This is a genomic window from Sorangium sp. So ce693, assembly GCF_051521375.1.
In the GTDB taxonomy this organism is placed as follows: Bacteria; Myxococcota_A; Polyangia; order Polyangiales; family Polyangiaceae; genus Sorangium; species Sorangium atrum.
On sequence record NZ_CP150347.1, the window covers coordinates 9,842,519 to 9,868,319 of the forward strand.

Annotated in this window: 17 protein-coding genes and 1 pseudogene; 6 read left to right on the forward strand and 12 right to left on the reverse strand. The window is 70.4% G+C overall.

The genetic code is table 11. The features are described from left to right. Positions 1-322: 322 nt before the first annotated feature. A complete protein-coding gene (locus WMF14_RS36770) occupies positions 323-2,467 on the reverse strand; it encodes a response regulator (RefSeq protein ID WP_437793894.1) in 2,145 nt (714 codons plus the stop codon). Next, positions 2,464-8,430 carry an AAA family ATPase gene (locus WMF14_RS36775; protein WP_437793897.1) on the reverse strand — a complete coding sequence of 1,989 codons (5,967 nt, stop codon included), beginning with the start codon at positions 8,428-8,430 and terminating at the stop codon, positions 2,464-2,466. Before WMF14_RS36775 ends, WMF14_RS36770 begins: the two co-directional genes overlap by 4 nt. Before the next feature lie 498 nt (positions 8,431-8,928). Here WMF14_RS36775 and WMF14_RS36780 point away from each other — a divergent pair, with 498 nt between their 5' ends. Both WMF14_RS36780 and WMF14_RS36785 read left to right on the forward strand, forming a co-directional pair. Continuing rightward, entirely contained in the window at positions 8,929-9,546 is a 618-nt protein-coding gene (locus tag WMF14_RS36780) for a hypothetical protein (RefSeq protein ID WP_437793900.1), read from the forward strand. A 47-nt stretch (positions 9,547-9,593) separates the two neighbouring features. Continuing rightward, positions 9,594-10,112 (forward strand): hypothetical protein, encoded by a 519-nt coding sequence (locus WMF14_RS36785; protein ID WP_437804455.1) that lies wholly within the window; start codon positions 9,594-9,596, stop codon positions 10,110-10,112. 33 nt (positions 10,113-10,145) lie between these two features. Here WMF14_RS36785 and WMF14_RS36790 read toward each other — a convergent pair. Beyond that, a pseudogene (locus WMF14_RS36790) lies at positions 10,146-10,265 on the reverse strand (carboxymuconolactone decarboxylase family protein); the annotation flags it as partial. Positions 10,266-10,411: 146 nt separating this feature from the next. Between WMF14_RS36790 and WMF14_RS36795 the strand changes: the two are divergent. Continuing rightward, complete coding sequence (locus WMF14_RS36795) at positions 10,412-10,705, forward strand: hypothetical protein (protein WP_437804456.1); 294 nt, start codon at positions 10,412-10,414, stop codon at positions 10,703-10,705. Between the two features lie 122 nt (positions 10,706-10,827). Then, the gene (locus WMF14_RS36800) at positions 10,828-12,138 is read left to right on the forward strand and encodes an MBL fold metallo-hydrolase (RefSeq protein WP_437793902.1); all 1,311 of its coding nucleotides are present in this window, start codon (positions 10,828-10,830) and stop codon (positions 12,136-12,138) included. 53 nt (positions 12,139-12,191) lie between these two features. On the opposite strand, the gene WMF14_RS36805 is transcribed toward WMF14_RS36800, so the two are convergent. Further along, positions 12,192-12,671, reverse strand: coding sequence for a carboxymuconolactone decarboxylase family protein (locus tag WMF14_RS36805; protein ID WP_437804372.1), 480 nt, complete (start codon positions 12,669-12,671; stop codon positions 12,192-12,194). 136 nt (positions 12,672-12,807) lie between these two features. Here WMF14_RS36805 and WMF14_RS36810 point away from each other — a divergent pair, with 136 nt between their 5' ends. Then, complete coding sequence (locus WMF14_RS36810; RefSeq protein WP_437793905.1) at positions 12,808-13,701, forward strand: sigma-70 family RNA polymerase sigma factor; 894 nt, start codon at positions 12,808-12,810, stop codon at positions 13,699-13,701. A gap of 50 nt (positions 13,702-13,751) precedes the next feature. Here the strand turns inward: WMF14_RS36810 and WMF14_RS36815 are convergent, their stop codons facing one another. Together WMF14_RS36815 and WMF14_RS36820 are read right to left on the reverse strand one after the other, a co-directional pair. Further along, positions 13,752-14,222, reverse strand: a complete 471-nt coding sequence (locus WMF14_RS36815) for a cupin domain-containing protein (protein ID WP_437793908.1) — start codon at positions 14,220-14,222, stop codon at positions 13,752-13,754. 161 nt (positions 14,223-14,383) lie between these two features. Then, the gene (locus WMF14_RS36820) at positions 14,384-15,070 is read right to left on the reverse strand and encodes a DJ-1/PfpI family protein (protein WP_437793911.1); all 687 of its coding nucleotides are present in this window, start codon (positions 15,068-15,070) and stop codon (positions 14,384-14,386) included. Positions 15,071-15,158: 88 nt separating this feature from the next. Between WMF14_RS36820 and WMF14_RS36825 the strand changes: the two genes are divergently transcribed. Then, a complete protein-coding gene (locus tag WMF14_RS36825; RefSeq protein WP_437793914.1) occupies positions 15,159-16,238 on the forward strand; it encodes a GlxA family transcriptional regulator in 1,080 nt (359 codons plus the stop codon). On the opposite strand, the gene WMF14_RS36830 is transcribed toward WMF14_RS36825, so the two are convergent. The 6 genes from WMF14_RS36830 to WMF14_RS36855 all read right to left on the reverse strand — a co-directional run bounded on the left by WMF14_RS36830 (position 16,225) and on the right by WMF14_RS36855 (position 25,657). Then, complete coding sequence (locus WMF14_RS36830) at positions 16,225-17,700, reverse strand: hypothetical protein (protein WP_437793917.1); 1,476 nt, start codon at positions 17,698-17,700, stop codon at positions 16,225-16,227. The two genes, WMF14_RS36825 and WMF14_RS36830, sit on opposite strands and share 14 nt — an antisense overlap. A gap of 86 nt (positions 17,701-17,786) precedes the next feature. Continuing rightward, positions 17,787-18,737, reverse strand: a complete 951-nt coding sequence (locus tag WMF14_RS36835) for a hypothetical protein (RefSeq protein WP_272095824.1) — start codon at positions 18,735-18,737, stop codon at positions 17,787-17,789. Between the two features lie 84 nt (positions 18,738-18,821). Further along, positions 18,822-19,796, reverse strand: a complete 975-nt coding sequence (locus WMF14_RS36840; RefSeq protein WP_437793920.1) for a hypothetical protein — start codon at positions 19,794-19,796, stop codon at positions 18,822-18,824. A 176-nt stretch (positions 19,797-19,972) separates the two neighbouring features. Beyond that, entirely contained in the window at positions 19,973-21,238 is a 1,266-nt protein-coding gene (locus WMF14_RS36845) for a pectate lyase family protein (RefSeq protein WP_437793922.1), read from the reverse strand. 371 nt (positions 21,239-21,609) lie between these two features. Further along, positions 21,610-21,753 carry a hypothetical protein gene (locus WMF14_RS36850; RefSeq protein WP_437793925.1) on the reverse strand — a complete coding sequence of 48 codons (144 nt, stop codon included), beginning with the start codon at positions 21,751-21,753 and terminating at the stop codon, positions 21,610-21,612. A 28-nt stretch (positions 21,754-21,781) separates the two neighbouring features. Further along, positions 21,782-25,657: a protein kinase domain-containing protein gene (locus WMF14_RS36855; protein ID WP_437793927.1), complete on the reverse strand. Its 3,876-nt coding sequence runs from the start codon at positions 25,655-25,657 to the stop codon at positions 21,782-21,784. Positions 25,658-25,801 lie beyond the last annotated feature (144 nt).

A 25,801-nucleotide genomic window follows, 5' to 3' on the forward strand; every position in this document is an offset into this window, starting at 1 on the left:
CCCCCGGATGCACGAGCGGCGGGCCGCGGGAGAGCTGAACGGGCCCAGCGCGGTCCGCAGCCGCGGGAGTGGGAGCCGGACCCCGGCGCCGGCTCGCTCACGGCCATGCCGCAGCGCGCAATACAAGAAGCCGAAGTGTCGGGCTCTCCGCGCAGGAATACGCTTCTCCCGCAAGCGGGTGCCGAGCGTCACCACGAACGGTGACAGTCGCGCGGCATCAGGCCAGCGCTCGCCGACGATCTCATCATTCGCTTCTTTTGATTGGCCGAAGCTACACCCTACGGAGCCGATGAACGTCCACAGGTCCGCGCTCGGCCTCGACTCACCTCGCCCCGCCATGGATTCGCCCGGCCAACGTCGCCACGTGCGCCACCAGATCCGGCGGCTTCACCGGCTTGGCCAGGTGCATCTGGTATCCGGCCCTGAGCGCCCGCGCGCGATCCTCCGCGCGCGCAAACGCGGTCAACGCCAGCGCCGGCACGCTCCCCCCACGCTCTTCCGGCAACTGCCGTACCTTCTGGATCAGCTCATACCCGCCCTCGTGCGGCATGCCGATGTCGCTCACCAGGACCATCGGCTGGTCTCGCTCCAGCTCCGCCAGGGCCTCGACGACCGAGCCCGCCGTCCGCACCTCCGCCTGGCACTCCGCCAGTATCCGCAGGAGCAGCTCTCGCGTGTCCGGCTCGTCATCCACCACCAGCACCCGCACCCCCTTCAAATTCAAGAGCTCCCCGCCACGAGGCCGTGATGGCCGGCGCTGCGGCGCCGAGGGCGGCTCTCCTCCGGCCAGCGCCGCCACGTGCTTGACCTCCAGCGGCAGCTTCACCGTGAAGCTCGCCCCCTGGTCCTTCCCTGCGCTGGCCGCCTCCACCGTCCCCCCGTGCAGCTCCACCAGGTGCTGCACGATCGAGAGGCCCAGACCCAGCCCGCCGTACTCGCGCGTGGTCGAGGCGTCTGCTTGCCGGAATTGCTCGAAGACGTACGGCAAAAACTCCGGTGCGATGCCGATCCCCGTGTCGCTCACCGCGAGGCGCGCGTACGACCCCTCGCGGCGCAGCGACACCCTCACCTGCCCGCCCTGCCGCGTGAACTTCATCGCGTTGCTGAGCAGGTTCCACACGATCTGCTGGAGGCGATTCGGGTCCCCGATGACGTGTTCTCCTGGCGACTCGACGCTGAGCTCCAGGCGGATCCCCTTCGCCTTCGCCGCCGGCTCGGTCGACTCCAGCAGCGTTTCGAGCATCTCGGTCAGATCGACCGCCTCCACGTCGAGGCTCAGCCGCCCGCCGATGATGCGCGACATGTCCAGCAGATCGTCGATGAGCTTGGATTGCGCCCGCGCGTTCCGCTCGATCGTCCCGAGCGCCCGGCCCAGGATCTCGTCCGATGGGCCGCGCATACGGAGCAGCTGCGACCAGCCGAGGATCGCGGTGAGCGGCGTCCGCAGCTCGTGGCTCAGCAGCGCCAGGAACTCATCCTTCAGCCGCCCGGTGCGCTCGAGCTCCGCCCGCGCCGCCTGCTCGCGGGAGAGGAGCATCTCCCGCTCCGCCTCGGTCCGCTTTCGATCGCTGATGTCCGTGGAGATCCCGCAAACCGCGTACGACCGGCCCGACTCGTCGAAGAGCGGACACTTGATCGCGATGTACGTGTGGAGCCCATCGTCCTGCGGCACGATCTCTTCCATCTCCAGCGGCCCCCCGGCCGCCACCACCTGCCGATCGAAAGCGCGAAGCGCATCGGCGCACTCCGCGGGGAACAGATCATGGTCGGTCTTGCCGGCGATCGACCGCGCGGTCACATGAAACAACTCTTCGTAGCGGCGGTTGATCATCAGATAGCGTCCTTCGAGGTCCTTGACGTAGATGACCGCCGTGGAGTTGTCGAAGATGGCCTGAAGCAGGTGCTGGCTCTCGCGCAAAGCAACTTCTGCGCGCCGGCGCTCGGCGTTCTCCGCCTCGAGGGCGGCGTTCGAGCTCGCCAGCTCGGCCGTGCGATCTCGCACCCGCTGCTCCAGCTCCTGGTGGGCGCGCACGAGCTGCGCGTTCTTCGCTTCGAGCTCCTTCTGCGCCTCGCGCAAGCTCAGGTGCGTCCTGATCCGCGCGAGCACCTCTTCAATCTCGAACGGCTTGGTGATGTAGTCGACGCCCCCCGCCTCGAACCCCACGAGCTTGTCCGCCACTTCTCCGAGGCAGGTCATGAAGATCACCGGGATGTCTCGGGTGCCCTCGGCCGCCTTCAGGCGCCGGCAGGTCTCGAACCCGTCGATCCCGGGCATGACCACGTCCAGCAGGATCAGGTCGGGTCTCATGAGGCTGGCCCGCTTCAGGGCCGCCTCCGCGTCCTCGGCGGCGAGCGCCTGATGACCTGCGGATTCCAGATGATCCACGAGCAGGGCCAGGTTGGCGGGCATGTCATCCACGACGAGGATCGTGCCCTCACGAGCACCGGGCGCGGAGGCTCTGCTCATGACAGTTGACCGTCGGCCACCGCCGCGCCGACCGCGGCATGCTCCTCGACGAACTCCTGCAGCTTCCGCATCTGGTACGTCCGCGCCAGCGTCTGGAGCTGCTCGAGCCAGGGGCCGAGCCGCGGCTCGCTTTGCTGCATCCGCTCCGCCTCCGCCAGCACCTTCCGGATACGGCCCGACGCCACCAGTTGCGATAGCAGCGATAGCTGTTCGGCCGAGGGCGGCACCAGCGCGCTATCCCCCCTCACCGCCGCGGGGACCGTGGCGTTCACCGGTTCGTGCGTCCATTCCACGCGCAGAAAACGCGCGATCTTCTCGAAGAGCAGGTTGGCATGCACCGGCTTCGGCAAGAAGTCGTCCCAGCCGGCGTGGGCCCCCTTCGGCTGTTCGGCGGCGTTGACGTTCGCCGACGAGGCCAGGATCACCACCCCGTCGAGCTCGGGCATCTGCCGCAGGCGGCGCGTGGTCTCATAGCCGTCCAGGCCTGGCATGGCCAGGTCCATCAGGATCAGCGCCGGCCTGTGCTCCAGGGCCAGCCGCAGCGCGGATTCGCCGCCGTCGGCCTCGACGAGGTCGAAGCCTATGGGCACCAGCAGATCGCAGAACAGAGCGCGGTTGCCGGGGTTGTCGTCCACGACGAGGATCTTGCGGCGCTCGCCGCGATAACCGGTGATCGTGGCCCACGCCAGGGCCTCGTCGGCGGCCGCGGAAGAGAGCGCCTCGGCGAGCGTGAGCGTCACGGTGAACGCGCTGCCTTTGCCGAGCTCGCTCTCGACATAAATGGTCCCGCCCATATGCTCGATGATCCTCTTGCTGATGGCGAGGCCGAGCCCGGTGCCCTCGCTCTTCACCCTCTGGTCTCCCACCTGCTCGAAGGGCTCGAAGATGCGCGCGAGGTGCTCCGGGGCGATGCCCGTGCCCGTGTCCTCGATCCGGAAGCGCACGTCGCGCTGCCCGTCTCCGCCCTCGCCCAGGGCGTCGACGAGCAGGGTGACCGCGCCGTGCTCCGTGAACTTGATGGCGTTGCCGAGCAGGTTCAGGAGCACCTGTGTCAAGCGCTTCTCGTCGGCGTACACGGCGGCGAGCGCCGGGCCCCGCACCTCGTGGGTGAACGCGATGCCCCTCTGTTCGGCGCGCACGCTGCAGAGGTCCACCACGTTGTGCACGAAGGAGGGGAAGTCGAACCTCCGGGGGACGAGCTCCATCTTGCCGGCCTCGATCTTCGCGAGATCCAGGAGGTCGTTGAGCAACGCCAGGAGGTGCTCGCCCGATTTCTTCACGATCTGCACCCCTTCGCGGCTCTTCGGCGAGAGCTCGGGCGCTCGCATGAGGAACTGAGCGTAACCCAGGATGCCATTGAGGGGCGTGCGCAGCTCATGGCTCATGCTCGAGAGGAAATCGCTCTTCGCTCGATTGGCGCGGTCGGCCGCCTCCTTGGCGATCCGCAGCTGCGCCGTGCGCTCCTGGATCTTCACCTCCTGGTCCCGGTACAGCACCGCGTTCTCGACGGCGATCGCCGCCTGCGAGGCGAGCACCGACAGGAGCTCCACGCGCGCGGGAGGGAACGCCGACGGCACGTCGCGGTGCTCCAGGTACAGCACGCCCACCACGTGGCCCCGATGCGTCAAGGGCAGCGCCAGCAGCGAGAGCACCGCGTGCAACGCCAGGTACGGGTCGCCGGCGAAGCGCGCGTCGGACCTCGCGTCGCCTGTCACCACCGGCTCGCCCGTGCGGGCCGCGTATTGCACCACCGCGACGGGGACGTCGTGGCTCTGCCCGAGGGGCTCCGACAGCCCTGCCTCGATGCGGGTCCCCTCCACCCAGAGCCGAGCGACGACCGAGAGCGCGTCCCCTTCGCTGAGCACCAGGGCGCCGCGCTGCGCCCCCGCGTTCTCCAGCGTGAGCTCCATCAGCCGGCCCACCACGCGCCCCGGGTCGAGCTCGCCCGAGAGGGCCTGCGCCGCGCGCACCGCGGTCTTCACGTCGAAATGCGCCCCTGTCGACCTGCCCGTGGTCGTGGTGGTCGCCATCACGGTCGTACGCTCGGAGGCCGACTCGTGCAGGGACGCCTTCAGCAGGGCGGGATACCTCGCGTTCAGATGGGCGACCACCGCGTCAGCGCCCCAGCGCGCGTAGGCGTCGCGCGCCTCGCGCAGGTACATCGCCCCGACGTGGGTCTTGCCCGCCTCCAGCCGAAACTCGGCGGAGAGCTGGGCTGCCAGGGCCTCGATGTGCAGGAAGCGGTGCTCGCGGGCCAGCTCGATGGCCTCGTCGTACCTGGCCGCCGCCTCATCGGGCTTGCTGAGGACGCGGGCGTATTCGGCCTCGGCGAGGCGCAGCTTGTGGAGGAAATTGGCCTCGCAGCCTTCGGTGAAGTAGCGCAATCGCGCGAGGCTGTGCTCGATGTGCTCCCGCAGCCGCGCCCGCTCCTCGTCCGTGACGGCGACGGGCCAGCGCTTCGCCGCTGCGAGCGCGAGGAAGAGCGCGATGTCTGTCACCATCGGGATCCCGAGGATGTCTGCCTGGAATTGCTCCGCCTCCCGCATCCTCGACAGCGCCCGCTCCCACTTGCCAACAGCGCAGAACAGATATCCTTCCAGCGTACGAGCGAACCCTCCGGTGTACCTGTCCCCGTCGGCCAGGAGGGAGCGCGAACCTCGTGGCAATGGCTCCTCCTCCAGGAGGCGCTCGGCGCCGTCAGGAGACATCAAGACCTCGCAGAAGGACGCGACCAGCTCGAAATGGTGTCGCCCGACGGCGTCCCCTGCGCGCTGCACCAGCTCCCAGCGCGCCTTGTGCTGCGCGTCGACCTGGCCGAGCGGCAGGCCGCGCCACAGCCGGTAGTAGAGCAAGTCGCACAGGAGCCCCCAGCTCGTGCCTTGAAACGACCCGATCTTCAGGCCGGCAGCGATGGCTTGCTCGTAAACGGGGGACGCTTCATCGATGGGCCTCGAGTAGCCCAGGTAGATCCCCTTGAGCGCGAGGCACTCGGGGAGCATCGCGGAGCCGACGCGCTCTGCGGCGCGCACACCGGGCGTGAGCCAGCGCATGGTACGGCGATACATGCCCGTCGCCACCGACCACGCGTTGGCGAAGCTGCAGATCATGAGGGTGGCAGCAGGCGTGAGCGCGTCCCGCCGTATCGCCTCGGACACGATGCGGGCGATGACGAGCGTATACAGCATCGGCCGGCCGCCGTAGATCGCGCAGAGCTGCGCCTGCGTCATCAGGGCATCGATGAGCCGGTGCTCCAGCGACGGATCGACCTGCATTCGATCGAACCCGTCCGGGTCACGGTCCAGCCATTGATCCAGCTCGGTGGACTCTTGCAGGAGCGCGACCTGACACGCCTCATCCGTGTCGGGGAACGTGATGCCCTGCTTCGCGAGGGCGGCCATCCCGAGCCCGATTCCGCGCGCGTACTGGCCCGTGGCGACACAGCAGCGCGTGCGGATCTCCTGCGCCGACAGCCAGGCGACCTCCGGCAGAGGCCTGTCCAGCAAGGCGAGCGCCCGCGCCTCGACGTCGTCGAACTCCCGCAGCAGATAGGCGGCCTCCAGGCGCTCCAGCCCGATCTCCGCCGACAGCGCGCGCTCCCGCTCCCAGGCGCGTCCGCCGAGGAGCGCCTGCGCGCTGTCCAGCAAGTTGGCCATCAATCGGTAGGAGCTCGCCGCCTTCGCGCAGCGAGCGGCCTCCAGGTTCAGCCGCGCGAGCTCCTTGCGCTCCTCCACGGACTCGAGCCGCGCCGAGCCCAGGTTCAGGTGCCGCACGAGCTCCAGGAATTGCTGGACCGTGCCCCCTTCGGCGAGATGACGCGCATGGAGCCGCCGGCCGATCTCCAGGTGCGCGAGCACCCGCTGCTCCGGCGAGATCCGCTCGTAGCTCGCCTGCTGGACGCGGTCGTGGAGGAACCGGTACGCCGCGTCCATCGCCGCCGCGCCAATGACGCCGAGCGCCTGCGCGGGGCGGTAAGCCCCGTCGACCGGCACCACCAGCTCTGCATCCAGCGCCGGCCATAACGCCCCCGTGACCGGGGCGCGCTCCCACCCGCTGAGCCGCTCCAGATCCTGCAGGTGGAACGTGTGGCCTGCGCAGGCCGCGAGCCCCAGGAGCTGCTGCGTCGGCTCGGGCATCTCACGCACCTTGTCTGTCAGGAGCGCGACCACGTTATCGGTGACGCCCGCCCTCTCGAGCGACGATTGATCCCACCGCCACGCCCCGCTCTCCGGATCCCTCACCACCTGCTTCTGCCGGTGCAGCGAGAGCAGCAGCTGCTCCAGGAAAAAGGGGTTTCCGCGGGTCTTGCGCGAGAGCACGCGCGCCAGCGGCTCCACCCGCGCGGGCTCGCTCTCCAGCGTCCGCGAGCACCACTTCTGCACCTGCTCTCCCGACAGCGGGCCCACCGTCATCCGCGACACCTTGGCCTCGCTCTTCTCCACCGCCTCGACGAGCTTCCACAGCGGGTGCTCGGGCGGCGCCTCGTTGTCGCGGTACGCCGCGATCACCAGCAGCGATTTGCGCTCCACGTCCGTCAGCAGCGTCTCCAGGATGATCAGCGTGGCGCTGTCGGCCCATTGCATGTCGTCCAGGAACATCACGAGCGGCGGGTTCGGCGCCGTGACGGCTCGCACGAAATTCAGCCACGTCAGCTTCTGCCGGTTGAGCACCTGCTCGCCCTCGACCGGCGGCACAGGCGGCAGCTTGCCCATGACCAGGTCGAGCTCCGGCACCACGTCCGCGATGAGCCGCGCGTTGTCCCCGACCTCGCGCCGGATCCGCTCCTGCCAGGCCTCGAGCACCGCTTCCGAGCTGGAGAGCCATTGGCGCATCAGCGCCCCGAACGCTTGCGCCAGCGCCGCGTAAGGCGTCGACCGCGCGAGCTGATCGTGCTTGCCCGCGATCAGGAGCCCGCGCCCCGCCTGCGCGATATCCCTATAGACCGTGCGGACCAGCGCCGTCTTGCCGATGCCCGAGGGGCCGCCGACGAGCAGGAGCTCCGTCGTGCCCTGCGCGGCGCGCGCAAAGGACTCGCCCACCCGCTCGACATCGCGCTCCCGTCCCACGAGCACCTGCGGCAACCGGAGCTTGCGCGAGAAGTCTTTTCTTCCCAGGCCGAACGGCTCCACCGTGCCCCGCTCGTCCCATCGACGGAGGGCCTCCTCCAGATCCTCTGCCGCGCCGCGGGCCGTCTGGTAGCGCCGCTCGGGATCCTTGGCCAGGAGCTTCGCCACGATGGCTGCCACGGTCCTTGGCACCTCCGGGGCGACGGCGTCGAGCGGAGGCGGGTCCTTGGCCAGGTGCGCGTGCACCAGCGAGAGCGGATCGCGCTCCGTGAACGGCAGCCGCCCCGACATCACCTCGAAGAGCGTCACCCCCAGCGAGTACAGGTCCGTGCGCGTATCGAGCGCGCGCGCTGTGCGCCCCGTCTGCTCCGGGGAAATATAGACAAGCGTCCCCTCCAGCGCCTCGGGGATGCTCGCCTCGGTGGCCTCCTGGGACAACAGCGAGGCGATGCCGAAGTCGAGCAGCGTGACCCTCTCGCAGGCCTCGTCCACCAGCACGTTTTGCGGCTTGATGTCCTTGTGCATCACGCCAGCGGCGTGCACCCCCTCGAGCACCCGTGACAGGAGCCGGCCGAACCGCAGCGCGGCCCCGACCGGCACGCGCCCCTGCTTGGCGAGCAGGCGATCGAGCGAGCCGAGGCCAGGATCCTCCAGCACCAGCGCCGCCGTGCCGCCCCGCTGCTCCAGCGCCCGTGCGCGCGCCACCCCGGGCACCTGTGCGAGCTGCACGAGCACCTGGTGCTCGTGGATCAGCCGACCCATCACACGCGGACTGGCCACCTCGGCCACGGGGATCTTGATTGCCACGCGCGCCCCCGAGGGGACATGGACCGCGCGCCATACCCGTGTCTCGTTGCCGTCGTAGATTACCTTTTCCAGCGTGTAATCCCGCAGCTCCATCGTTGCCCCCCTCGCATCCTTCAGGGGCGCCGCTGTCGGATCATCATCGTAGTGCCGAGCAGGACGGAAGGCGACCGGCGATCCTCCCTCCGGGGAATTTTTCGGGCAGCCTCTGCTGCACGACGAGGCCGTGCTCGTCCCCGCGCTTCCCGGCGAGCGAGCAGGTTGCTGCTCGATCTGGCCCCCCGCTCCAGCCAGCTTGTCAGGCGCGGAGCGTGACATGTCACGTGACCTGTCACGTGACATGTCACGCTATCGAGGGCTGGAGATGGCCCCCAGCCCAGAATTCACCCGGCTCTTCCGGACATGGCCACTCGGCTCGGTCATTGCACCCAGGTCCTCGCAGCCGGCCGCGGCGCTCCAGTCCATTCATCCCGCAGGTCGGCGCCCGCCGGGAGCACGCGGTGGCGTTCCGCCACGCGCCGTCTGGGACCAGCACCCAGGGGGGACTCCCCTCGCCCGCAACGAACCCCCGAACGACGCCAGGAGTACACGTCCATGTCTACGTTGAAAGCCAGCCTGTTGGCCCTCGCTGCTGCGATCCTCGGCGCCGCCTTCGTGCTCGGCCTCGGCAGAGCCGGATACGCGTCCGCCGAGAGGACGCCTGCGGCGCAGGTATCGAGGCGCGACGCGCCGGGATCCCGATCTCACACGTCACCGCCGCAGGGCGGCAACCCCTACGAGACGGCCGCCGCGCCCCCATCGCCGCCGGCGTCCCCCGAGCGCACCTCGCCGACGTCGCCGGCGCGAACGGCTCCGGCGCTGGACGACGAGGAGGCGAGCGCGCTCGCGGAGGCGCGATTCGAGGCCAAGCTCCGCGCGTTCGAGGCGGCGCCCGAGGATCGTGGCTGGGCGCCGCACGCAGCGGGCGCGCTGCGCTCGGAGCTGAGCACGCTGTCAGAGAGAGAGGGTTTCAAGGTCGAGTCGCTCGCTTGCAAATCGAAGACGTGCGTCGCGAACGTCCACTGGGACAGCGCGGCGGACGCCATTCGAAACAACCAGCGCATCGCCGAAGCGCGGTACTCGATCAACTGCAATATCCAGGTCATGGGCAAGCTCGACCCTGGCGAGGACAAGGGTTCCCCCATGTCCGTCGTCTTCTCCGACTGCCTGTAGCTACCAACCCGGATCGTCGAAGCTCAAGAACAGAAAGGTCAACACCGATGCGCATGAAGACGTTTACCGCAAGCAGCGTCGCGCTCGTCGCCTTCGCCGCCATCTCGAACAACGCCGCAGCCCTCCAGGTCGATCGGTACTCAGGATTCGAGTGCGAGGGGTATGTCTGGCCGCCAGACCCATACTACGACCAGACGTACACCTGCCCCGTTCTGAACTGGTTTCCTGGCGGACTCGCCGACGTCAACAGGGTGCTCGTCAATCTGACGATCGCCCATCTGCCGTCAGAGTATGCATGCGCCCCGCCGACCGCGAAGGCTTGTGTTATCTACGCCAGCCACAACAGCAGCACCTACGGATCGACGTGCAGCCTGGAGACCACCTCATGGACCCGATCGTCCGCCGGCGCGAACGCCATCGAGCTCTCGAGCAGCAGCCTCGGCGCGTGGCACTCGGGTTACCCCTTGGGTGCTGGTTACTTGTTCATCCGCATGGGTGGCTCTGACGGGGAGAACTGCGGCCCCACTCCGGCCGTGCTGCGCGGTTACACCGTCGAATCCGACTGACCACGACGACCCCCTCCGGGTCCACGACGCCTCCCAGACGCCGTCGGGCACCGGATCCGCGCGGTCGCTGAGCCTCGTCGCGGCCTCGGCGAGCGCCAGCGCCGCGCGCTCCGCGTCGGTGAAGCAGGGCGCCTCGTGCCACGCCGCCGCGGCTACTCTCGCCGCGCTCCTCTTTTTCTCGTCGTTCGCCTTGCGCGTGCGCTTCGCTCGTCGCCCGCGGGAGGCTCGGCGGTCGCCGCCGCGCGCCTGCGGAACTCGGCGACGAGCATGTCGACGAACAGGCGGACGCGCGGCGAGAGGTGGCGCTTGCTGGGGTAGACGACGCGCAGATCCTTGCGGTTGATCGACCAGTCGGCGAGCACGCGACCGTCGATCGCGGCAGCCGCAGCGCTTTCGCCGCTGCGCTGAAGCTCCCGAGCTGCGCCACCTCCACGAACGTCGCCATCGCGTCGAAGTCGAACATTGTGCAGCCTGGTCGAACAGGCTATTCGCCGGTCGCTGCCTGGTCAAGCGCAGCGGGAGAACGTACCGTGGCTCTTGACATGGCCACGGCTGGCAGCGAAGGAATGGAGAACCCCATGATCCTCATCTGACCGTGGAGGTGTGCCGTTTCGCGGGCCAAAGGCGAGCACCTTCCTGGAGTTCGCGCGCGATTCGCGAGCCGAGCTCGGCTGACAGACGCTCTACTGGCGATTGCCATCCACGAGGTACAGCGATGCAAGACGAAACGCATGTCGAGGATTGGGGAGAGCTCTTCGTCACGCGCAAGTGCTGCGGCGCCGGCACGTGCCGGAACTACGCGCCGGAGCTCCTGGGCGAGGTGGCGCCGGCCAGCGACCTCCGGGAAGGCCGCCGCCTCTCGGTGCTGCCGGGCTCCTACGAGGACGGCGCCTTCACGGGTGTGCTGCGGCAGCCGCGGAGCAAGGAAGATCTGATGGCGGCGCGGACGGCGGCCGCGGCGTGCCCGTTCGGCGCCATCAAGCTCAAGCCGGGCGCGGCGCGGGCTCGTCGGGGCGATCTCGGGTCACCTTGGCGCGGTTTCCCGCGGGCCATCGAGGATGACGTCTGGATCATCGGACAGCCATCCATCAAGAACTTCGGCGCCCTGTCCTATTTCATCGAGCGGGACGGAGGCGGGGTGCTGATCGATCCCCCGAAGCCGAGCGAGGAGGTCTTCCGCTGGCTCGCGGAGCACGGCGGCGTGCGGTGGCTCTTTCTGACGCACCGGGATCATACGCACCACCACGCCGAGTTCGCCAGCCGCTTCCCGGGTTGCCGCCGCATCATCGGCGCCGCAGACGTGAACCTCCGTGAGGACAAGTACATGACCTCGACCGGCGACGTGGAGATCAAGCTCGGGAACGAGCTCGGCCCGCTCTCGCTCGAGGGGGAGTCGCTCTCGCGAGAGGCGGCCAAAGAGGCCGAGATCATGATATTGCCGCAGCCCGGGCACACGCCGGGCTCGTTATGCCTCCTGTACCGAGGCCGCTTCCTGTTCACCGGCGATCACCTGAGCTACTCGCGCCTCCTGGGTCGACTCGTGGCGCATCGGTTGCAATGCTGGGAGGATTGGGAGCGCCAGATCCGCTCGGTGCGGTATCTGCTCGCGGCGGCCGAGGCCGGCTGGCTGAGGTTCGCGTGGGTGTTGCCGGGTCACGGGGAATGGGCCCGCCTGCCGGGCGAGGGGAGCGCGGCCGAGACGGCCACCGAGCTCCGCCGCGTCATCACGTCCATGGAGCAGAAGCCGAAGGGGCATACGCCGCTGGGCCGCTGGATCCTGTACGTTCAGAGCCGGATGGCGCCCGAGAAGACGCTCGGCCGCGCGCTGCGCGCGATCGGCGGCGGGAGCGACGCCTGGGTATTGCCGCGCGGCGCGCGGAGCTCGCTCACCGATTTCGATCCCGACAAGACGCAGGTCGCCCTGCGCCGGCTCTATCTCCTCGGCGCCGCCGCGCTCTTGGCCGCCGGCGGGGCCGTGTGGCTCACCGCGCGCCGGGACACGAGCGCCGCTTCTGGTCGCTCTTAGGACGCAGGCTCCACACCTTCGCCTCGTCCGCGGTTGCCGGCGCGCGCTCCTCGTCAGCGGTTCTCCGCGCGCGCGTCGAGCTTCACCGAGCCGGCGATCTGCCTCGTGGTGACGTTGACGCGATTGAAGAGGTTGGTCAGCGCGATGTGCAGGGTCAGCGCCGCGAGCGCCGGCTCGTCGTAATGCCTCGCGGCCTCCTCCCAGACGTCGTCGGGCACCGGGTCCGCGCGGTCGCTGAGCCGCGTCGCGGCCTCGGCGAGCGCCAGCGCGGCGCGCTCCGCGTCGGTGAAATAGGGCGCCTCGCGCCAGGCCGCCACGGCGAACAGGCGCTCGTCGGTCTCGCCCGCCTTCTTCATCTCGCGCGCGCCCATGTCCACGCAGAAGCCACACCCGTTGATCTGGCTCGCCCGCAGGTGGACGAGCTCGAGCGTCCGCGCCGGCACGCCGCTCTTCTTCACCGCGCCGATCAGGGCGTAGATCGGCTGCATGACGTCGGGGATGACCATGGCGGGGTTCTTCATCCGTGCTTTCAGCATGTTCGTGCTCCTCCCGAGGGGCTCGGGTGTGCTCGCCAACCGTGACAGGACGCAGAACGTCCGTTCGCGTCGTCACATCGGCTAGGGTTCGTCCGTCACAGCCATGACGAAGCACGACGAGGGAGTGTGACCGATGGATGAAAATAGTTGGCTGGCGGAGCGGTTCGAGGCCCACCGGGCCCACCTGCAGGCCGTGGCGTACCGGATGCTCGGCTCCCTGAGCGAGGCGGAGGACGCCGTGCAGGAGTCCTGGCTTCACCTGAGCCGCGCCGACACGAGCGGCGTCGAGAACCTGGGCGGGTGGCTGACGACGGTCGTGGCGCGGGTGTGCCTCGACATGCTGCGCTCGCGCAAGGCGCGGCGCGAGGACCCGATGGCCGCGCCCGACCCCGCCGTGGACCGAGAGGCCGGGACCGACCCCGAGCGCGAGGCGGTGCTGGCCGACTCCGTCGGCCTCGCGCTGCTCGTGGTGCTCGACACGCTGACCCCCGCCGAGCGGCTCGCGTTCGTGCTGCACGACCTGTTCGCTGTGCCCTTCGAGGAGATCGCCTCCATCGTGGGCCGCTCCCCGGCCGCGGCGAGGCAGCTCGCGAGCCGCGCCCGCCGCCGCGTGCAGGGCGCGCCCCCGTCTCCGGACGCCGACGTCGGCCGCCAGCGCGAGGTCGTCGACGCCTTCATCGCGGCCATGCGCGGCGGCGACTTCGACGCGCTCGTGGCGATCCTCGATCCGGACGTCGTGATCCACGCCGACGCCACGGCCGAGCCCCCGGCCGGGGGCGAGGTCCGCGGCGCGCGCGCCTGGGCCAAGCAGGCGATCCCGGCCGCGCGCGGCGCCAAGTTCGCCCGCCCTGCCCTCGTGGACGGGACGGTGGGCATCGTCTTGGCCCCGCAGGGGCGGCTCTTCCGGGTGCTCCGCTTCACGCTGGCGCAGGGGAAGATCGCCCGGATCGACGTCGTGGGCGACCGCGAGCAGCTCCGCGATCTCGACGTGTTGGTCCTCGACGGCGGACCGCACCCGGAGATCTAGGCGTGGACCCGATCCCATCTCTCGCGGTGGTCATTCACCACCTCATCCGCTCAGTAAGGTGTTCCGTCCTTGTGCGTGTAGACGTACTTGCCGCCCACCTTGCGGACGGCGAGATCCTCGTCGGGATACTCGGCCCTGTCTTCGGGATCGCGGTTGCTGATCTCGAGGTAACGCGCTGGCGCGGCGCTGCGGTTGACGAAGTGATGCCCGTTGCGCGCGCCGGCCGGAAAACCCGCGCACTGACCCGCCGTGAGCACCTGCTCGCCGTCGTCCGTGCGCAGCACCACCTCGCCCTCCAGCACGAATACGAGCTCGTCCTCGTGAGAGTGGTAGTGCCGCAGCGCCGACTCCTTGCCCGGGAAGAGCGTGGTGAGGTTGACGCCGATCGCCGTCAGGCCGAGCGCGTCGCCGAGCGCGCGCTTCTCGCGCGGCGTGACGCGCGCGCGAAGCGACTCGGGGTACGTCGAGCCGGTGCGGGGCTCGAGATCGCTGGGGTTCAGGGCAGGGCGTTTGAGGGGCATGATCATCTCCGAGCAAAGCGGCTGCGCTCAGCGGCCGCGCTGTGTGGGCATGAGCGTGGAGGCGAACGTCGCCAGGCTCAAGGGGATCGCGGGGGCTCACGACCAGCCCCGCACCCCGATCCTCTCCCGGATGGAGAGGGAGGAGGCTCTCGGGAGCGCCGTCACACCGGCCAGGCGCGCGCGGCCAGCAGGGCGGCGCGGCGCTCGGGAACCTGGAGCAGGACGCGATCGCGGACGCGGGCGAGCACCTCGGCGGGCGCGGTCTCGGGGGAGCCGGCGTCGAAGGGAGGCTGCGGATCGTACTCGATGCTGAGCTGGATGGAACGAGCGACGTCCGCGCCGGCGATCTCCGCCACCAGGGTGAGCGCGAAGTCGATGCCGGCGGTGACGCCGCCGCCCGTGATCACGTTGCCGTCGCGCACGACGCGCGCCGCTTCGGTCTGGATGCCGAGCTCGGCGAGCAGCGGCCGGAACGCCCAGTGGCAGGTGGCGCGCTTGCCCTCGAGCAGGCCCGCGGCGGCGAGCAGCAACGAGCCCGTGCACACCGAGGTGACGTAGCGCGCGGCGCGACCGAGCCGCTGGACATGCGCGACGAGCTCCCGATCACCGAGGGCCGCCGTCAGGCCATAGCCCCCGGGCACGCAGATCGCGTCCGCTTCGGTGATGTCGGACAGGCGGGCGAGCCCGCTGAAGGTGAGGCCACTGTCGGCGGACAGCGAGCCTCCCTCGCGGGAGGCCACCACGAGGCGCGCGCCGGGCAGGCGCTGCAACACCTCGAACGGGCCCGTGAAGTCGAGCTGCGTGAGCTGGGGGTACAGGATGAAGACGATCGTGAACGGCCTTTCCATGGCGCGCCTCTCTGCCGGAGTTGACCAGATCATCACACGATGGCACCTTGGCAGAAAGGACAAATAGTCCTCCTTTCCTGCCAAGCCCATGCCCCACGCGATCAGCGTCGTCGTCTTTCCGGGCTTTCAGCTGCTCGACGCGGCGGGCCCGATCGCGGCGTTCGAGATCGCGGCGGGCTTCGTCCCCGGCTCGTACGTGCTCCGGCTCTGCGCGGTGGAGCCCGGACTCGTGCGTTCGTCCTCGGGCGTGGCGTTCGAGGCGCAGCGGCTGCCCCGCTTGCCGCAGGTCGACACCCTGCTGGTCGCTGGAGGGGACGGGGTGCGAGAGGCGCAGCGAGACACGCGGCTGCTCTCGTTCCTGCGCCGCGCCGGCGCGCGCGTCCCCCGCATCGCCAGCGTCTGCTCGGGGGCGCTGCTGCTCGCCCGCGCCGGCTTGCTCGACGGCAAGCGCGCCACCACGCACTGGTGCCGCGTCGCCGAGCTGCGGAGAGAGTTTCCTGACGTCGCGGTCGAGGGCGATCGCATCTGGGTGCGGGACGGTGCGATCTGGACCTCGGCGGGCATCTCCGCCGGCATCGATCTCGCGCTGGCGATGATCGCGGAAGATCTGGGCGCCTCGGTCGCCCGCGACGTGGCGCGCCAGCTGGTCGTGTACGCGCAGCGGCCCGGCGGGCAGACGCAGCACTCGGATTTGCTGGAGCTCGGGCCCGCCGGAGGTCGCTTCGCCGAGCTGCATGGCTGGATCCGGCAGCGGCTCGGCAGCAAGCTCGACGTCTCGGACCTGGCCGCCCGCGTGAGCATGAGCCCCCGGACCTTCGCTCGCGCCTACGTGGCGGAGACCGGCGTCACCCCCGCCAAGGCCGTCGAGCGCCTCAGGGTGGAATCGGCGCGCTCGTTGCTCGACGCGGGGGCGCTGTCGCTGCAAGACATCGCCGACCGCACCGGCTTTGGCGACATCGAGCGCATGCGCCGCGCCTTCATCCGGCTCTTCGGAGCACCGCCGTCGGCGCTGCGCCGGACGGGGCGGATACCGGCATCCGGGTCCGGCCGCGCCCCCGCCCCCTCCCCGCGGCGCGCTCCCCCCGTCCGGCTCGCCCCGATCGAATCAGCACGCGCCCCCTCTGAATCGTCCCACCCCCGCTCCAACCGCGTCGTCAGGAGCCGCTGAGACGCTCCTTGGCGCGCCCACTCACGAACAACGCTGCGTCACGCGCAAGAACCGATAGCACGGCGGCGGTGGCTCGCCGGTGGTCCGCGACGGCGTAGCGGACATTCGCGTTCTCGTCGGTGGCGCGCCGCTCCAGGATATCGAGCGGACAGTCGGCGCGCCATACGATGTGACGGCGCACGACGAAGTCTGGGTCGTGTTCGAGGTCGAGCAGCAGGGACAGTGGACATGTCTCGTTTCTGCCAACGTGCAAGCGCACATACGAATCGGGGTCACGCGCGAGTTGCGACAGCATGCGCTCGGTCGTGCTCGGATTCTGCGCGACGGCGCCACGAACGAAGAGGTCGGCGGAGTCTGCCAGCTTGACGAGTATCTGCTGCGGTGTGAGCGGGTGCTTTGCGATCTCCTCATGGTTGTCGGGCAGGGCGCTCGCCGTGGCGAGGATGTCCGGCGTCACGCCTGGATGCCTGAACACGGCGCGACGCAACAATTCGCTCGGGGCACGGCTCCACTGGCGTAGGCACGCTTCGGGACAATCGGGGCGCTTCACGAGCTCGAGCTTCACCCAGGTGTCGTCGTCGTTCGCAAGCACTTCGAACTGCTCGGCGCTCAGCGCGCGGCGCCGCGCCAAACGTCGACGAACATCCGCGAGCGGGTCGCGCAGCAAGCGCTGCAAGTGCGCGGCATCGAGCGCGTCGTGGGTCGCGAGGAGCAGACGCACGGCGGGCGGCGGACTGTCTGTGATCTGGGTGTAAAACGCGGCGGGGAAGTCCGGCCGTCGCAGGAGCGCGAGCAAGACGCGTTCATTCCGATCAGCGAGCAGCGCTGGCATCTTCGCGTCGTCCCACGGCAGCGACCCGGCGGCGGTGGCGCGATAGGAAGCCAATCGGTGTTGCGCGAAGGCACGCCGTGTGTCGAGCGAGAGACCCATGCGCGTCTCGGCGATGAGCCGCACGGCAGCGTCGGCGTCGTGACGGAAGCGTTCGAGCCACTCGCGCGGACATTCGCGATGCGAAGCGACGGCACAGCGTGCCTGTCCTCCGAGCTCGGCAAACTCGGCGAGCAGCGAAGCGGGCACCGACTCGTCGCGTACGATTCGCGCGAGATCTTCGCCAAAGGGACGCGGAATCGCTGCGGCGTGTTTTGCGACCGCGCGCACGTTGCCGTCGCTGTCGGTCCAGAGCAGGCGGCGGAGCGGCTCGTCGCAGCCTGGATGGGTGGCCACAGCGCACCGGACGGCGCGCGTCGGGTCACGCGCGAGTTGAGCGAGGACCTCGCGTGGAGCGTCCATGCGGCGGGCGAGGGCGCGACGAACGCCGATGGCCTGGTCGGTGGCGAGCGAGAGGAGCGTCGCGAGCGGCGTGCGCGGATGCAGCGCCGCCTTGACGCGCAGCCCCTCATCGGCGGAGCGCGCCAGCGTCTGCAGATCATCGGCGCTGAGCTCGGCTGTCCGTCGCTTCATTCACAGGGATATTTAGCAGACCCCCCGAGCCAGCACAGGTCCGTCCCGCAGGCCCTGTCCCTTCGCGCCACGCGGCCGCAGCCAACTCAGAATCTGGCCCCCGCCGCGACACGGACCGTCGCGAGCTTTCCCTGCTCCAGACCGAACCCGAGCGGCTCGTCCAGCGCCACGAGCAGCCCGGCCCGGAAGTACAGGCCCGACGTGGGTGGCTCCACCCCGACGAAGGGCTCGGCCGCTAGCTGCAGCTTGTCGGTCTGTGTGAGCGGGAACGCAGCCTGGAGCCGCGCGCCGACCCCGAACCCGCCCACGCTGCGCAGCTCCGCCTCGTTGCTCTGCTCGATGAAGAACTCCGTGTCCCCGCCGCCCGTGGGGATGGCGAACATCGCCACGAGATCGCTCCGCACATAGAGCGCCTCGATCGGGCGCAGCTCGATGCCGCCCCGGGCCCGCAGCGGGACGTGCTCCAGGAGCGCCCGCTGCGTGTCGAAGTACCCCCGCACGGCCAGCGCCGCCGCCGCGGCCGCCTTCGTGTCGTCGGACGGATCCTGCGTGATGGGGATGGAGGCCGAGAGCCCACCGACGAGCATCAGCATGGGGGAAATGTTCGCGGCGTAGTGAAGTCCTATCGAGGGATTGCCGAAGAAGAACCCCTCGAGCTCCGGCGCGACGGTCGCCGCGTCGCCCTCCGCCGCGTCGCCCTGCCCCGGGCCGGGCGCGCTCGCGTGGCTGCTCCCGTACGCAAACGGCAGCTCGGCGTCGAGGTGGAGCCCCGCGACGAGCTTGATCTGGGCGACCGCCGCGAAGGACGCCACGAAGGACTTCCCCTCCCACGCGCCGCTCGTCCCGTCGCCGCTCACGGCTTCCCAGTCGGGGAGGTTCGCCTCGATGGTGCTGGTGAGCACGTCCGCCTCCACGCCGAGGCGGAAGCCATAGGACTTCGCCCACTGCCCTTCCGTGACGGTCTCCTCGGCGAGCGCCGGCGGGGTGAACGAGAGCAGGAGCGAGAGGGCGGCGAAGGGCGAAGCAAGCTGGCGCATGCGGACAGGGTATCTATTTTTCCGGACCGAGGCCATCCAGCCGCCTCGTCGAGCGGACCTCGGGCCGCGCGCTCCGGGCGAGCGCTACAGGCAACCGCTGGGCACGCTGCCCCAGTGGCTCTTGGCGACCACGAACCCGTCCGGACCCGACGTCGAATGCGAGCCGCACAGGCCGTCGGCGTCGGAGATCACGGAGTCGATGCCGATGCCATACTCCCAGTATTTGACCTCGAGGCTCGAATCGTGGGTCGAGCCGCTTCGCTCCGGAATGGAGGGGACGAGGATGCCGCTCGAGTCGAAGAACTCGAAGCCCGCGATGGAAATCGAGAGCGACACGTTTCGCACCTGGCCGACGCAGGTCGTCCTGCACGTGGGGTACCCGACGGAGCTCTCTTTCGTGAAGCCCGATGGGCAGCCGGCCGAATAGTTGCAGTAGCCGTTGCACGTGACGGGCAGGGGCCCCGGTAGGTCGACGCACTCGTACTCCCCGGTGCCCTGGATCGTCTTGCGCTGGGTCTCGAACCCCCCTGACGTCACCGAGGTTCGGCTGCCGAGCTCTCGATACACGTAGTAATCGTTCTTGAACGACTCTTCCTGCGTACAAAGGCCGCCGTTGCAGTGCGTCGCCGCGGCCATCACGATGGGCTCCTGGCCTTGCAGGAGAAAGCGCTCCCCCGCGATCTCGACCGTATGGCGTTCGCCCCCCAGCTCGCCTATCAATTGCGCCTTCGTGAGGGCGAGCTCGTCGGGCGAGCCGATCGACACGCCGGCCACCCTGGTGATCCGGCCGTCCTCGTCTCGTTCGACCGTCGTGGTGCCCATGTCGAGCTCTTCGGCCCGCCTGGCGACCCAGCCGAGGGCGTCATGCTGGCTCGCGAAGCGCAGCCCGTCGGCAGCCGCGGCCCGCTCGAGCGGGGCGGCGTCCTCCGCTTCGGTCGCTTCGGTCGCTTCGGTCGCTTCGGCGCTGCAGCCCATCATGAACGCCGCGGCGAGCAGAGATGCGACGCCGTAGGTTCGGCGAGAATTGTTGGTGAGGTGCCGGTGCATTGTGTCGGTCATGGTGCGATCCTCTGTGGCCCTGAGTAATCACACTCCGTGCCACGTCTCGCTTCGCTTCGAGGGCCCATGACCTGGCCAGGTGCTTCGCGGACGCGATGCCGAGGAGCGCGAGCACGGGCTGGTCCTGCGCAAGTTGCGCAGGAACCTGCGCAACTTGGGCGGCGCTGCGCGCAAGGTCAGTAAGCGAGCGTGCAGGTGTTTCCGGCTCCGCACCCTTTGGAGGTGACCGCCGCGACGACCTGGGACGCCGGCATCGGCGTGTAGTGGTACGGGATCTCGAAGACGGTGCCCCCCGAGGCGTTCAAGTCGTCGCCCGTTCCCTGGTTGCCGATCCCCTTCCAGCCTCTTGGACTGCCCATGTCCGTCCAGATCGACCTGTTCTCATCATAGACGCAGTTCTCGGCGATGAGCGCCATGTCCTTGCCCACGCCGTGGATCTGCCCGCCGCCGGTCTTGTGATAGTTGTTGAGCATGTGCACGTTGCCGTACCGCCCGCGAGGCTGGCGTGAATCGACGCGATCGCCCCAGTGGCTGTTCATGTACGTGATGTGCAGCTTGCCCACGCTCGCGGGCTCGTCGTCGCTGCCGGCGATCAGGTTCGAGAATCTATGCTCCTTGGCGTACGTATAGTAGAACCGCGCCCAGGAGACGGTGACGTAATCGGCTCCCTGGGTGATGTCGCAGTTGCCGTCCTGGCCGTCGGAGATATCCAGATGGTCCAGCCAGACGTGGTGGGCGCCGTTCCCCGTGTAGACGGCGTCTGCGCCGCCCTTGCACTCGTCGTAGCTGGCGCAACGCGCGCCCCGCACGGCGAGGTTGCGGATGATGATATTGTGCACGTCGGCGCCGCTCATCCGGATGTTGCCCGCGATGGTCACCCCGGGGCCGATGCCGATGATCGTCTTGTTGGCGCCTGGCGCGAGCGTCCCGCTGTAGTTCCCGGGCTTCACGAGGATGATCGCCGGGGTCGAGCCCTTCACCGCGTTTTGGAGCTCGCTCATCGAGGCCACCGTGATGGCCGAGCTCAGGTCCGTGCCGCCGCCGGTCGTGCCGCCGGCGACGCTCGCGAAGCCCGGAACCGGATCCGTGATGTGGAGGTCCCCGACAGGGGTCGACGCGCCGGTGCCCTCACCACCGGCGCCCACTCCACCCGTGTCCGCTCCACCAGTGCCCGCTCCACCCGTGTCCGCTCCACCCGTGCCGGCCGCTTCCCCGGTGACGCCGCCCGTTGCGCCGGTGGTGGCTCCGGCGCCGCCTGTGCCGGCCGTGGTGGTACCGGAACCGCCGGTGGCGGTCGTGCCACCGCCGCTGGTCGCCCCGGCCGCGTCGGGGGTTCCTCCAGAGCCCGAGCCGGGGCCGGACGTGACATCGGGATCCGTCGAGCTGCAAGCGATCAGCAAGCCGAGAATCGAGAAGGAGGCGAGTCGGTACGAGTGGGTCATGGTTCCTCTGCGGGTGATGGAAGCCAAGCTTCTTTCCCTCAGGTTGCGCGGCGCTCCCGGCAGCCGTCACAAATCGCCAGGACGCTCTCGAACCGCGATCCGCGTCGAATCCTTGAGAGCGCCGAACAAAATCGGACCGAGCCAGGCGGATGAGGCATCGGTATTCACCAAGCTCGTTCGGTCGCGCTCACGGCACGACGCCCTCCCCCACCATCGCTCACCGTCGTGGTCGTGGTCGTGGTCGTGGTCGTGGTCGTGGTCGTGGTCGTGGTCGTCGACGGCTCGTTCGTGAACGTAAACGTCTTCCGGGAAGTGGCATCTCTCCCTCCGCGATGTTGAGCGGAACGGAAAGCGGCGCTCGATGTGGCCAGTCAGGCGGAGGCGGCGACAAGCGCCGACCGAGGGTTCGGCAGAACGTTTACGTCCACGGTCGTGTCGTCGACGACCACGACCACGACCACGACCACGACCACGACTACGACCACGTTGGTGACCGAGGGGGCGGGGGCTGGCATTGTGCCCTCCCGCGCGCCCCGACTCCCCTCACCGCTCGACGCGGTCGAGCCAGGCGCGCGCGTCCTTCTCCAGCAGCGGATCCCCGAGCCGCACCGACAGCTCCAAAAGATCCTCGAACTCCCGCCGCGCGAGCGCGTCATTGCGCGCGTTCTTCAGCAGCATCGCCGCCGCCCAGCGCCCCTGCAGCACGTCGTGCCAGTAGCCCTGCTCCTCCGCCCGCGCGATGAGCGCCTGCAGCCGCTCCCGCGCGTCCCCCGCCCCCGCCACCCCGTCGAGGTACGCGAGGTACATCCGGTTCGAGGCGGCCACCCGGTCGTACCCCGCCTCGTCCGCCCGCTCCAGCGACTCCGCGAAGAGCGACCGCGCCCGCTCGTGCTCGCCCAGCCGCACGCACGCGTAGGCCAGGTTGTGAAGGTTCACAACCCCGTCGAACCGCAGCCCGAGCGCCCGGTCCAGCTCGATGGCGCGCTCGCACGCCTTCGCCGCGGCCCGGAAATCCCCCGCGTAGAGCTCGATCGTCACGAGCAGCTTCGCCCGCACCGCCTCCGCGACCCGATCGCCCGGGGCGGCCGCCTCCCAGCGCGACATCGCCTCCAGCGCCCCGGGCCGATCCCCCGAGGTCGCCCGCGCCAGGGCGACCGACTGGAGCGCCCGCGGGTCGTCCGTCGGCCCGAGCGCGGCGAGGTCGAGCGCCGCCCGCCGCGCGCGCGCGAGCTGCCCCTGAAGGCACGAGACGTCCACGTCGACCGTCAGCGCCTCCTGCAGGAGCTCGCGGCGACCTACCGCCATCTCGACCACGTCGTCGAGCAGGTCGTGCGACAGCCGGAACAGGTTGGTCGCCCCGAGCGCGCGGGCGAGCTCGATGCGCAGCTTCACCCGGAGCTCCAGCGAGCCGACCGCATCGACGCGCGCAAGGATGCGGTCCGACGCCGCCGGCAGCGACGGCGCGCGGCGCGCGTGGCCGGCGGCCTTCGAGAGGATCTCCACCCACCGGCCGAGCTCGTCGGGATCGCGGCGCGCGACGTCCGAGAGCTCGAACGCCCGCGTCATCGCGCCGATCGCCGCGTCGAACTCGCCCCGGCGCACGCGGACCCCCGCCGCGCGCGCCAGGTGCCCCGCCGCGCCGTCCGCGTTCCCGAGCGAGAGCGCCCCGTCCGCCGCGCGGCCGAAGTGGCAGTCGACAAGCGCGAGCACCGCCGGATCGTCCCCGCCCACGCGCTCGAGCCACTCGGCCGCGAGCCAGTGGCCGAGCGCCCGATCCGCGTCCGTCAGCATCTCGTAGGCCGCGTCCCGCACGAGCGCGTGACGGAACGCGAACTCCGGCTCGCCGCGGAGCATCGACTCCGGCCGCGGCTCGAGCAGCTCGCGCTTCTCGAGGGTCAGGAGCCACGACTCGAGCTGCGGCACCTGCCCGCCCCCGCCGAGCATCGCCTCCAGACCCCCCCGCCAGAACACCTCGCCCATCACCGCCCCGGCCCGGAGCACCCGGCGCGCCTCGGGCTCGAGCGCCGCGATCCGCGACTGCATCATCGCGAGCACCGTCTCCGGCACCTCCCCCGCCCGCCTGTCCGCCGTCGCGCGCACGAGCTCCTCGAGGAAGAACGCGTTCCCCGCCGACCGGTCGATGAGCGCCGCGAGCTCGGCCTCCGGCGGCGCGTCGCCGAGGACCTCCCGCACGATCCGCTCGCACGCGCGGCGCGACAGCTCCCCGAGCCGCATCTCCGTCGCCTCGCGATCCTGCCACAGGCCCGGGAACGCCTCGCGCACCCCGGGGCGCGCCAGCGCCAGCACCATGAGCGGCTGGTGCCGGAGGAACCGGAGCGCCGCGTCGAGGGTGTCCACCGTGGCGCGATCGCAGAAGTGCAGGTCGTCCAGCACGATCAGCACCGGCTGCGCGTCGCACTCGGCCCGCAGGAAATCGAGCCACGCCCGCCGCGCCTGCTCCTCCATCACCGCGCGGTCCTGCCGCGCCGCGCGCAGCGCCGGGCTCTCCGGGAACGGCGCCCCGACGAGCTCGCCGAGCAGCTCCGTCACCCGCTCCCGCGAAGCCTCGCCGACGTGCCGCGCGACCCGCGCAGCGAGCTTCTCCCGCCGCGCCTCGGCGGGCTCGTCGTCGAGCAGGCCCGCCGCGCGCCGCACCGTCTGCGCGAGCAGCCCGAGCGGCGCCCCGCCCCGCATCGGATCGCCATGCGCGCGCCACACCGTGACCGGCTCGCTGCGCGCCTCGACCCGCCGGACCAGCTCGTGCGCGAGGCGCGACTTGCCGACGCCCGCCCCCGCCGTGACCAGCACCACGCGCGCCACCCCCTCGGTGGCGCACTCGTCGAGCACATCCTCGAGCGCGCGGAGCTCCCGCTCGCGCCCCACGCAGGTCGTGGGCTTGCCGAGCACCTTGCGCCCGCCGTCCTGCGGCTCGCGCGCGCCGAGCAGCGTCGGGCCCTGGCTGCCCGCCGCGATCTCGAAGCGATCGCCGAGCAGCGCGGCCGTCATCTGGTCGATGAGCACCGGCCGGCCCGAGGACGGATCCTCCGCGGCGTGGCGGACCCGCGCGTCGAGCAGCGCGCCCGCGCGGTCGATGACCTGCCCCACCGCCTGCGTCCCGGCGATGACGTCCCAGCCCGTCGCCAGCGCCACCCAGGCCCCGGGCAGGAGCGCGTGGATCGAGAGCGCGCAGCGGGCGGCGTTGCCGGCGAGGTCGGTCGGCGAGCCCGCGCCCGCGACGACCGCCGCGACCGAGCCGTCGGCGAGCACCTCGAGGACCGCGCCGTGCGCCTGCGCGGCCTGCCGGACCTCGTGGAACGGCGTCGTCGGCGGCGGCGCGGGCCGGGGCTTCACCGGCGGCGCCGGCGCGAGCAGGCCCTCGGGCAGCGCCTCCTTGCTGCCGGAGACGACGGTCGCGTGGTGCCCCGACAGCATCGTGTCGCTCGCCCGCTGGGGGCCCGCGATCGCCTGCGGGCGAGCGGACGGGGGGCCGCGCCTGCCGGCGCTCATCTCGGCCGCGAGGACGACGCTGACGAGCCGCCGCTCGCTCTTCGTCAGCGCGGGCGTCGGCAGTCCGTTGCCGGTGGACATGTTGCCCTCCACCACGCTCAGCATCCTGAGCTCGGCGGCGACCTCGCCCGCGTCCGCGGGGCGCTCCGCGGGGTTCTTCGCGAGCAGCCGGGCCACGAGCAGGTCGAGCGGCGGCGGGATGTTCGGGCAGAAGGTGCTCGGGCGCGGCGCGGCCTCGAAGAGCACCTTGGCGAGGACGGACAGCGGGTGCTGGGCGACGAACGGCGACCGCCCGGTGAGGCACTCGAACAGGAGGCACCCGATCGAGTAGAGGTCGGCGCGCGCGTCGACGTCGACGTCGCCGCGGACGCGCTCCGGCGCCATGTAAGCGGGCGTGCCGATCGCCGAGCCGGTGAGGGTGAGCTCGTACGTCGCGTCGGCCTGGCGCGCGATGCCGAAGTCGATGAGCTTCGCGCTCCCGATGTCGCCGCCGGGCAGGAACACGTTGGTCGGCTTGAGGTCGCGGTGCACGATGCCGCGCGCGTGGACGGCGGCGAGCGCCTCGGCGACGCGGCCGACGAGCATCAGGCTGTGCTCGATCCCGAGCGGCCCGCGCGACAGCCGCGCGCCGAGGTCCTCGCCCTCGAGCCACTCCATGGCGAGGTAGTAGAGGCCGTCCGCCGTGACGCCGTGGTCGATGTAGCGGGCGACGACGGGGTGCTCGAGCTCGGCGAGCAGGCGCGCCTCCCGCTGGAAGCGCACGACGTGCTCCCTGCCCTGGTTGAAGATCACCTTGAGCGCGACCGCGTGGCCGCTCTGCCGGTCGAGCGCCCGCCACACCGCGCCCATCCCGCCGGAGCCCGCGAGGCGTTCCAGCTGGAAGCGGTTGGCGAGGACGTGACCTGAATGCATGGCGCAAGTATCGGTGTGCAGACCTCCGCGGTCCAGACGGCCGGGCGCGCGTGGACCGCGAACCGTGGGCCCACCGCCCACGCGGAGCGCGAGGATACTCGTCCCGCGGCGCGGCTACGAGCCTCGAAGGCCCACCGCCGCCGC

Coding starts and splice junctions, on each gene's coding strand:
- WMF14_RS36855 (WP_437793927.1), bottom strand. CDS start 25,657: ATGCATTCAGGTCACGTCCTCGCCAACCGCTTCCAGCTGGAACGCCTC.
- WMF14_RS36775 (WP_437793897.1), bottom strand. CDS start 8,430: ATGGAGCTGCGGGATTACACGCTGGAAAAGGTAATCTACGACGGCAAC.
- WMF14_RS36835 (WP_272095824.1), bottom strand. CDS start 18,737: ATGCGCCAGCTTGCTTCGCCCTTCGCCGCCCTCTCGCTCCTGCTCTCG.
- WMF14_RS36845 (WP_437793922.1), bottom strand. CDS start 21,238: ATGACCCACTCGTACCGACTCGCCTCCTTCTCGATTCTCGGCTTGCTG.
- WMF14_RS36815 (WP_437793908.1), bottom strand. CDS start 14,222: ATGCCCCTCAAACGCCCTGCCCTGAACCCCAGCGATCTCGAGCCCCGC.
- WMF14_RS36800 (WP_437793902.1), top strand. CDS start 10,828: ATGCAAGACGAAACGCATGTCGAGGATTGGGGAGAGCTCTTCGTCACG.
- WMF14_RS36820 (WP_437793911.1), bottom strand. CDS start 15,070: ATGGAAAGGCCGTTCACGATCGTCTTCATCCTGTACCCCCAGCTCACG.
- WMF14_RS36780 (WP_437793900.1), top strand. CDS start 8,929: ATGTCTACGTTGAAAGCCAGCCTGTTGGCCCTCGCTGCTGCGATCCTC.
- WMF14_RS36810 (WP_437793905.1), top strand. CDS start 12,808: ATGGATGAAAATAGTTGGCTGGCGGAGCGGTTCGAGGCCCACCGGGCC.
- WMF14_RS36770 (WP_437793894.1), bottom strand. CDS start 2,467: ATGAGCAGAGCCTCCGCGCCCGGTGCTCGTGAGGGCACGATCCTCGTC.
- WMF14_RS36830 (WP_437793917.1), bottom strand. CDS start 17,700: ATGAAGCGACGGACAGCCGAGCTCAGCGCCGATGATCTGCAGACGCTG.
- WMF14_RS36785 (WP_437804455.1), top strand. CDS start 9,594: ATGCGCATGAAGACGTTTACCGCAAGCAGCGTCGCGCTCGTCGCCTTC.
- WMF14_RS36850 (WP_437793925.1), bottom strand. CDS start 21,753: ATGCCAGCCCCCGCCCCCTCGGTCACCAACGTGGTCGTAGTCGTGGTC.
- WMF14_RS36840 (WP_437793920.1), bottom strand. CDS start 19,796: ATGACCGACACAATGCACCGGCACCTCACCAACAATTCTCGCCGAACC.
- WMF14_RS36825 (WP_437793914.1), top strand. CDS start 15,159: ATGCCCCACGCGATCAGCGTCGTCGTCTTTCCGGGCTTTCAGCTGCTC.